This is a genomic window from Candidatus Jidaibacter acanthamoeba (assembly GCF_000815465.1).
Lineage (GTDB): Bacteria > Pseudomonadota > Alphaproteobacteria > Rickettsiales > Midichloriaceae > Jidaibacter > Jidaibacter acanthamoebae.
In genome coordinates this window covers 118,965-128,138 of record NZ_JSWE01000036.1, presented here as the reverse complement: position 1 = coordinate 128,138, position 9,174 = coordinate 118,965, and the positions used below count along the sequence as shown (strand labels likewise).

Annotated in this window: 7 protein-coding genes; 3 read left to right on the top strand and 4 right to left on the bottom strand. The window is 35.3% G+C overall.

The features are described from left to right. The first annotated feature begins 164 nt into the window (after window positions 1-164). Window positions 165-1,454 carry an MFS transporter gene (locus tag NF27_RS01035; RefSeq protein WP_039454790.1) on the top strand — a complete coding sequence of 430 codons (1,290 nt, stop codon included), beginning with the start codon at window positions 165-167 and terminating at the stop codon, window positions 1,452-1,454. A gap of 60 nt (window positions 1,455-1,514) precedes the next feature. On the opposite strand, the gene gyrB is transcribed toward NF27_RS01035, so the two are convergent. After that, the gene (gene gyrB, locus NF27_RS01030; RefSeq protein ID WP_039454788.1) at window positions 1,515-3,938 is read right to left on the bottom strand and encodes a DNA topoisomerase (ATP-hydrolyzing) subunit B; all 2,424 of its coding nucleotides are present in this window, start codon (window positions 3,936-3,938) and stop codon (window positions 1,515-1,517) included. 94 nt (window positions 3,939-4,032) lie between these two features. Continuing rightward, window positions 4,033-4,827 (bottom strand): type I methionyl aminopeptidase, encoded by a 795-nt coding sequence (map, locus tag NF27_RS01025; RefSeq protein ID WP_039454786.1) that lies wholly within the window; start codon window positions 4,825-4,827, stop codon window positions 4,033-4,035. Between the two features lie 68 nt (window positions 4,828-4,895). Between map and NF27_RS01020 the strand changes: the two genes are divergently transcribed. Both NF27_RS01020 and NF27_RS01015 read left to right on the top strand, forming a co-directional pair. Continuing rightward, complete coding sequence (locus tag NF27_RS01020) at window positions 4,896-5,480, top strand: COQ9 family protein (RefSeq protein ID WP_053332460.1); 585 nt, start codon at window positions 4,896-4,898, stop codon at window positions 5,478-5,480. A 429-nt stretch (window positions 5,481-5,909) separates the two neighbouring features. Continuing rightward, complete coding sequence (locus tag NF27_RS01015; protein ID WP_039454784.1) at window positions 5,910-7,184, top strand: leucine-rich repeat domain-containing protein; 1,275 nt, start codon at window positions 5,910-5,912, stop codon at window positions 7,182-7,184. Between the two features lie 123 nt (window positions 7,185-7,307). Here NF27_RS01015 and hemJ read toward each other — a convergent pair whose 3' ends face one another. Together hemJ and NF27_RS10960 are read right to left on the bottom strand one after the other, a co-directional pair. Beyond that, entirely contained in the window at window positions 7,308-7,751 is a 444-nt protein-coding gene (gene hemJ / locus NF27_RS01010) for a protoporphyrinogen oxidase HemJ (protein ID WP_039454783.1), read from the bottom strand. Between the two features lie 2 nt (window positions 7,752-7,753). Beyond that, complete coding sequence (locus tag NF27_RS10960; RefSeq protein WP_053332459.1) at window positions 7,754-9,061, bottom strand: EAL domain-containing protein; 1,308 nt, start codon at window positions 9,059-9,061, stop codon at window positions 7,754-7,756. Between the last annotated feature and the right edge of the window lie 113 nt (window positions 9,062-9,174).

Here is a 9,174-nt window from a genome sequence, read left to right as displayed (position 1 = left end):
AATATTAATGAAACACATATTTAATTATTTTAATGTATAATAAGCATTTTAATATCGCGCTCATTTATTTTATAATTATCGGCTAAGGCCGATACATATTCTCCTACCTATTTTTCATCGTCAAAAGTTCCAATTTTTCAAATTATAATAAAATGAGGTTGCATATGTCTAACCCTAAAAATATAAAATATTTACCTTTTTTCATGTGGTTTTTGCCACTGTCATTTTTTGCTTATCAATTTATTCTTCGTCTTTGGCCGGGATTGATGATGCACCAAATTATGGAGCAATTCTCTATAGATGCCGGTTATTTCGGACTGCTTGCCGCATTTTATTATTACGGTTATGCCGGTATGCAAATACCGGTTGCAATCCTGTTGGATCGCTTTAGTGCTAGATATATTATATTTGCTTTTGCCGTACTTTGCGGCCTGGCAACTTTGTTGTTTACTTATACAACTAATTTTTATTTAGCGGTATTAAGCAGGTTCTTAATAGGGGCCGGATCGGCCGTAGGATTTTTAGGTATTTCCAAAGTTGTTTCTCAATGGTTTCCAAAGGAACAGTACGGAAGAATGATAGGTTTTTCGTTTACATTCGGGCTAATGGGGGCGATTTACGGAGGTAAGCCCGTAAGTTTGCTGGTAGCAAACTACAGCTGGCAGAATGTTGCTTTAGCGCTTGCTGCCATATCAATCGTGATTGGCTGTACTACGTATCTTGCCTTGCGTTCACCTGAGAATGCCAAGGAATCCGTTAAAGAAGAACAATTTAAAATAACAAATTTTAAAGTTATTCTTTCTTCTCCGGTCATTTGGTATCTTGCACTTGCTAACTTATTAATGGTAGGTACACTAGAAGGTTTTGCGGATGTCTGGGGAGTGCAATATTTGATGACTGCCTATAATTTAAAAAATGAAGATGCTGCGGGACTTATGTCTTTAGTATTCTTCGGTATGCTTTTCGGGGGACCGGTACTTGCTCTAGGCAGTAAAAAATTAGGAAATTACCCTATGATTGCTATATGCGGCTTTAGTATGGCGGGTATCTTTATGATATTATTACTAAGTCAGACATATAACCCTTTACTTCTTTCCTGCTTGCTTTTTGCGCTAGGTGTTATGTGTTGTTACCAAGTTCTTGTGTTTGCAGCAGGGTCTAATCTTGTGGCGCCCCAAAACTTAGGTGTGGCGATTGCTTTTTTAAATTGCATGAATATGCTTGGCGGCTCATTTTTTCATACTATTATAGGTAAAACTATGGATATGTTTTGGACAGGAGCCTTAAGCGCCAGCGGATTTAAAATATATGATCTTGAGGTTTATAAATACTCGCTAAGTATTATACCGATTTGCGCTTGTTTGGGTGCTATAATGGTTTGTTTGGTGGGACATAACGTAAAAGGCCGATATATGCAACACGAACTTCAAAATCGTTTAGTTGAAGGAAATTAAGGTAAGTAATAAAAAAGCCCCGTATTAACGTGGCTAATAATACTTCATTTCTTTTAAAATTTAAGCATCAAGGTTTTCAACTTTCAGAGCATTTGATTGAATAAATTCTCTTCTCGGCTCGACTACTTCTCCCATTAAGGTGGAAAATACTTCTTCAGCCTGGTCAATATCCTGGACTTTAACTTGAAGCAAAGTTCTGGCATCCGAGTTAAGCGTAGTTTCCCATAGCTGCTCAGGGTTCATCTCTCCCAAACCTTTAAATCTCTGAATATATAAACCTTTTCTGGTTATTTCGAATAACTTCTCAATTAATTCAGATGGAGTATGACATATGCATTTTTGCCCTTTAAAGTTAATTTCTACGGCTTGCGCAAAAACTGACCTAATATTTTTAGCGGCTGCATTCAAAGCATCTATTTCTCTTTGCGGCAAAGAATGTAAGTTAATAGTCCAATTTTCCTGTACGCCTCTTTCCAGCCTAATAATGGTGAGAGTCTTCTCTTCGATCTTATAGCTCCACTCAACTTTACTACCTTCAGTCATTGCTTTAAATCTGCTTAACATATCTTCAGCTACTTCTTCAAGTGTAGAAGATGAATTAAAGAAGTTTGCAAGAACGGCAACCTCAAGAAGGTTTTTTGAAATAGCTTTAACCGAATGAGTAAGCTGATTATAAAATTGCAACACTTGCTGACATAAATTTGCAAGATCCTTACCTGCCCGTTGTGTTCCGTTTTCAACTAATATAGCCCCTTCGGAAGCTGAGCTAACTAAATATTCCTGAAGAGCCCTTTCATCTTTTAAGTAAACTTCGCTGTTTCCGCGCTTAACTTTATAAAGCGGAGGTTGAGCGATATAAAGGTGCCCGCGCCTGATAAGCTCAGGCATATAACGGTAAAAGAAAGTGAGCAGCAAAGTTCTGATATGTGCACCATCAACATCCGCATCAGTCATTATAATAATTTTATGGTATCTTAATTTTTCAATATTAAACTCTTCATCACCGATACTAGTGCCAAGCGCAGTAATTAGTGTTCCGATTTCAGCGGAATTTAACATCTTATCAAATCTTGCCCGCTCTACATTTAAAATTTTTCCTTTAAGCGGTAAAATTGCCTGAATTTTTCTATCTCTTGCCTGTTTAGCGGAACCGCCTGCCGAATCTCCCTCTACTAAGAATATCTCACATAGCTCCGGATTCTTTTCTTGGCAATTAGCAAGCTTCCCGGAAATAGTAGACATTTCAAGGGAGCTTTTCTTACGTGTTAGCTCCCTTGCTTTCCTGGCGGCCTCTCTGGCAAAAGCGGCTTCCAGAATTTTGCCTACGACTGTTTTCGCTTGGTTAGGGTTTTCTTCAAGCCATTTGGCAAGCTTTTCAGCAACAATTGACTCAACAACCGGCCTTACTTCACTACTTACTAACTTATCTTTAGTTTGAGAAGAGAATTTCGGGTCAGGTACTTTTACCGATAATACCGAAGTTAAGCCTTCCCTCATATCTTCTGCGGAAAGTTCTACTTTTTGCTTTTTAAATACGCCTGATTCATTAGCATAGGCATTTAACGTACGGGTTAATGCCCCTCTAAAGCCGGCTAAATGTGCCCCGCCGTCTCTTTGCCTAATATTATTTGTAAAGCAAAAAGAATTTTCATGATAACTGTCATTCCATTGCATAGCACATTCAACAACAATCCCATCTGATTCCCCTGTCATAAATATTGTAGGGTGAATAGGGTGCTTGTTTTTATCCAAATATTTTGCAAATTCCGAAATACCGCCTTCATATTTAAAAGTTACGCTCTTCTTCGGTTCTTCTCGGAAATCTTCTAAAATTATTTCTGCACCGGAATTTAAAAATGCCAGCTCTTTTAATCTGTGTTCAAGAGTATTAAAACTAAATTCAATCCCTGAGAAAATTTCATTTGAAGGCATAAAGGTAACTTGTGTACCGCGCTTACCTTCACTGTCTCCGACTACTTTAAGTCTTTCGTCTGCAACTCCGTCGGTAAAGCGCATAAAATGCTTTTTGCCGTCACGCCAAATCACTAATTCAAGCCAGCTGGATAAAGCATTTACTACGGAAACCCCGACCCCGTGCAAGCCCCCTGATACTTTATAAGAATTACTGTCGAATTTCCCTCCCGCATGCAGTTGAGTCATAATAACTTCAGCGGCTGAAACTCCTTCTTCCTTATGAATACCGGTAGGTATACCACGCCCGTCATCGCGCACCGTAACCGAGCCGTCCTGATTTATCGCTACATATGTTTTGGTACAATATCCTGCCAAAGTTTCATCAATAGCATTATCCACTACCTCATAAACCATATGGTGAAGGCCTGAGCCGTCATCGGTATCACCAATATACATTCCCGGTCTTTTTCTTACCGCTTCAAGCCCTTTTAGTACTTGAATGGAATGTGCCCCATAATCTTGGCTGGTTTTACTTAATGTAGACTCTTCATTTTTGGAAACGTTGCTCATCTTGTACTGATATTATTATTTTATGAGGATTTATGTTAGCATAGCGACTTCAAAGAAGCAAGGAAATAAGAACTTCTGAAGCACAGGTAAAACCTCACTTATAAGGCGGCAATATATAAGATTTCGGAGAGGTGGTGAATATTTCAAATCCGTCTCTTGTAACTGCAATAGTATGCTCAAATTGCGCGGAAAGTGACCGATCTTTTGTAACTGCCGTCCAACCGTCGCCTAAAACTTTAGTTTCATATTTTCCTGCATTAATCATAGGCTCAACTGTAAAAAACATTCCCTCTTCTAATACCAGATCCTCCGTTTTGTCATAATAGTGCAATACATTAGGAGCAGTATGAAATTTTTGTCCGATTCCATGCCCGCAGAAGTCTCTTACTACCGAAAAACCGTTTTTCTCGGCATAAGTTTGAATGGCTCTGCCGATCTCATTAAGTTTTACCCCCGGTTTTACCTGCTCTATACCGAGCATCATTGCTTCATAGGTAATTTGACACAGCCTGGTTGCTTTTATAGGAACTTTGTCTCCGACATAATACATTCTGTTTGTATCACCGTGCCAACCATCCATAATCACTGTAACATCAATATTTAATATATCCCCGTTATCTAATACTTTCTCACTTGGTATGCCGTGGCAGACAACATGGTTTACCGAAGTGCAGATTGATTTAGGAAACCCTTTATAATTTAAAGGAGCAGGTATGCCTCCCATCTCTATTATTTTATTATGACATAGATCATTAAGTTCCAACGTTGTAACCCCAGGTTTAATATAAGGAGTTATAAAATCCAGAACTTCAGCAGCAGATTTGCCTGCAATACGCATTTTTTCAAACTCTTCTTTAGAATGTATTTTAATTTCTCTACTTTTTGACATACAATACTCTTACCTACTTATAAACATGTGCACATGCGCTATTTTAATAAACCATCCATAATAGATTTATGACAAAACAAGATATAATAAAAGAGAAAATTTTAGAAGAAATAATTAAAATTGTTCCCACAGCCGGTTGGGGGGTTAAATCTCTGGAACAAGCCTCTCAAAATGCAGGGTATAATAAATACCTGGGGGAGGTGGTTTTTGAAAATGGGGTAGACGGAATTATAGAATATTTTATTGCGATCAATGAAGCAAAGATGCTTTCTGAGCTTAAGAAGCTCAACTTGGATAAAATGCGGATAAGAGATAGGATAAGTGAGGCAATTAAAATAAAGCTAAATATATATGCGGATAATAAAGAAGTAATTGCCAAAACGGTGGCCTATTTAAGTATTCCGTTTAAGTCGCCGCTCGGATTAAAATTATTATGGCAGACTGCCGATATAATTTGGTATGAAGCAGGGTTTGATAAATCTACCGATTTTAATTATTATACTAAGCGTACTCTTCTTTCTTCCGTCTATTCTTCTACATTAATATATTGGTTAAACGATAATTCAATAAACCATCAGGACACCATAGGATTTCTGGAAAGAAGAATTGATAACGTAATCAGCATAGGTAAATTTTTAAACCCGAGGAAATAGTCAGTGTGTTATGGTCTATTCGCCCCTTTAAGCTGTGTAAGTCTTTATTACCGATCGGGTCTTTACCGTTACCTATAATCAGGTAGCCTTCCTTGTTATAAATCTACGATAGAATTGCATATTCCTCTTCTTGTTCAGAGCCTATTAATACTACTGCTTTTAATTTATTATTCTTAATCATAGCTTATTTTGCATAAAATATAATTTAGACGCATAATAACTTAAAAGCATTTAAGATGTAAGATCCCGAGCTTAAAAGGATAGTAATTTGAAATCAAAAAAGTAAAAAATAAAAAGTAGATTTTTTAATTTTTTTACATCTATACTAAATAATATATATTATCAATAAAAAGCCAAATATGAAATAAAATAGTAACAATAATATGGTATAATATTATGTAATGTAATTTAAAATAATATAGGATATTTATGACGTATTTTACTCAGGATAATTGGAATGAGATAGCAGCTTTAGGAGTTGAGGAGCTGCAATTCAGGCTTAAAGAACAACTAAATCAATATTCAGGATTTAATTTACAAGCTACTAGTTTTACTGAATCTCAATTAAAAATTCTCTTTGAAGTTTTAAAAGAAAATGAGACTATAACCTCGCTTAACTTAAGTGATAACAATATAGGAGAAGCAGGAGGGATAGCAATAGCAGAAGCTTTAAAGGAAAATAAAACTATAACTTCGCTTGACTTAGGTGGTAACGATATAGGAGCAGCAGGAGGGATAGCAATAGCAGAAGCTTCAAAGGAGAATAAGACTATAACCTCGCTTAACTTAAGTGATAACAATATAGAAGAAGCAGGAGGTATAGCAATAGCAGAAGCTTTAAAGGAAAATAAAACTATAACCTCGCTTGACTTAAGTGGTAACGATATAAGAGAAGCAGGAGGGATAGCAATAGCAAAAGCTTTAAAGGAGAATAAGACTATAACCTCGCTTAACTTGGGTTATAACAAAATAAGAGAAGCAGGAGGTATAGCAATAGCAGAAGCTTTAAAGGAGAATCAGACTATAACCTCGCTTAACTTAGGTTATAACAATATAAGAGAAGCAGTATGGATAGCAATAGTAGAAGCTTTAAAGGAGAATAAGACTATAACCTCGCTTAACTTAAGTAAAGACTATATAACTGATAAAGGAGCAATAGAATTAATTAAGCTCTTAGAAAATAACAAGTCAATACTGGAAATAACTCTACATGATGACACAAGCATAAGTCCGGATAAACGTGAAGAAATTAATTTTTTGAATTTACAAAATCAAACAATATTTCGTGAGAAAATTGAAAGACTTTACAAAAATGGAATTGATCAAAGTAATTTCAGAAGTTTTATGCAATTACTGCCGGGAATTAAGGTCATACTTAATATAGAAACCTCCTCCTCATTGAAGTTTACAGTAGAAGAGCAGGAAAAGATGAAGTCTCTTATGGATCAAGCAAAGCGTTATAAACAAGACAACTTTCTCATCTTAGCCAAAATTTGCAAAAAAACTCAGCTTGATAAAGATGAAAGTGATTCATTATTACTCAGGCTTCCTCACGAGTTAATATGCCATATAACTAGTTTTTTATCATTTAAAGATATAAAGTCCCCGGATGAAATATCACAAGAAGTTGTAATACCTCAAAGGGTTGCGTCAAAATTATTAGATGCTATTTCTTATGCTAATAAATCAACCTTAGAAAGATAACTTCTCGCTAGTTTTTTAGGGTAAAAGAGCATGAGCGCCGGCTTCATGTAGGGTTGCAAAAACAGAAAAACTTTTTATTATTGCTTTGCAACACTACTTTTAAAAAGTTTACTTTATTTTTATTTAAAAAGGTTTTGTTATTGCAAGGAAGACTATAATTATCATAAGGATAGTCGGAACTTCGTTAAGCACGCGATAGAATTTATCAGCTTTAATATTTTTGCCCATCGCAAAATCTTTTCTATATTTTGCCATTAAGCCATGGGTGAAAGCCATAATTAATACTAATAGAATCTTAACATGCAGCCACTTGCCGCTTTCAAATCCGATTATATATATTAATAAAATCCCGAACACAAAGCTTGCTATCATACTCGGGTTCATTATCATCTTTAAAAGCTTTCTTTCCATCACCTGTAAAGTTTGATCGAGCTCGGAGCCTACCTTAGCTTTAGTATGATATACATAGAGCCTGGGGAGATAAAATAACCCTGCCATCCAACAAATTATTGAAATAATATGGAGCGCTTTAATGGTTAGATAGTTCTGTAATAAAAATTCACTCATACTCAATTCAAAATTTTATAAACATCATCTTTAATCCATGTACGGTAATTTACCGCAGGGCTAAAGTAATTTCCTTGCATATAATCTATATTAAGATCAATTAAAGTCTTCGCGATTTCTCCGGTTTCTACAAATTCAGCTACTGTTTTTATCCCGAAACCATGGGCAAATCCTAATAATGTTTGGACAAATAAACGGCTATCATGGTTATCAACTATATCGCGAATAAATATTCCGTCAATTTTAATTAAGTCAGCATGAATCATTTTAAGCTGAGTAAAAGAAGTATAGCCCGCGCCAAAGTCATCTATTGCAACTAAGCACCCGAGGCTTTGCAATGTATCAACAAAATAGGCAACTTTTGATAGTTCTCTGTGCATACTAGTCTCAGTAATTTCAACTATTAATCTGGATGCAATCCCGGAATCTTTAAGTAGGTTTTTAGCTTTCCTTAACCATTCGGTATTATCAATTGAAAGGTTAGAAATATTCATAGCAAGAGTAACGTCGGGATTAAACCTAAGCTCCTTAACCACCAGGTCTAACACTAAAAAATCAATTTGGTCGATAAAGCGCATTGATTCTGCAATAGGGATAAAAGGCCCTGCTGAAATTATTTTATTTTCTTCGGTAACTATTCTGAGTAAAGATTCATGATGCTTAACTTTTCCGGTTTTACTGTCAATTATGGGCTGAAATGCCAAGCGTAAACGGTTTTCGATAATAGCTCTTTGAAAATATGCTGCTAACTTCATATGGTTTTGATGTTGAAGCATTTTTTGAGAGATATCCTCATTATAAATATAATGAACATAACCATCTTTGTTTTTGCATTCAAATAAGGCCATATATGCTTGGTTTATCGCTTCTTCAAGTGAGGAAGCGAGCACACTTGTGCCGCAGTTAAAACATAAGTAAACCGGCTTTTCCACATCTTGAGAAGAATGAATTTTTAAAGCTTTAAAAACTTCTCTTAAAGTATTATATGCTTCTTCCTCATCATTCTCTGCTATGCAAAATAGAAGTGAGTCGGAACTAATTTTTTCAAGATGTATTCTATCATGAAATTTATCATAAAAACTTTTAGTTATACCTTCGGCCAAAACTTTAGAAAACTCTATTCCGTAACTAAAAATAATAACAGGTAAATTTTGGAATTGTATAATACCTAAAATATTTTTATCGGCATTTTTCTTTTTTATAAAGTTTGAAATATTATTTAAAGAGTCTTCAGCAAAAGCAGCTTTAGAGGAACTATTATTATTTCCTACTAACTTGTTGTGACCACCTCTAAATAACCCTAAAACCATATAACTTACAAAGTCTTTTTTACCTGTAAGTATATAAATGGTAAACTATTTTTAGTCTATAACCTTTTGTATTTTTTTAATATTTTAACTAAAAATTACTTCAGTTAAGTTCT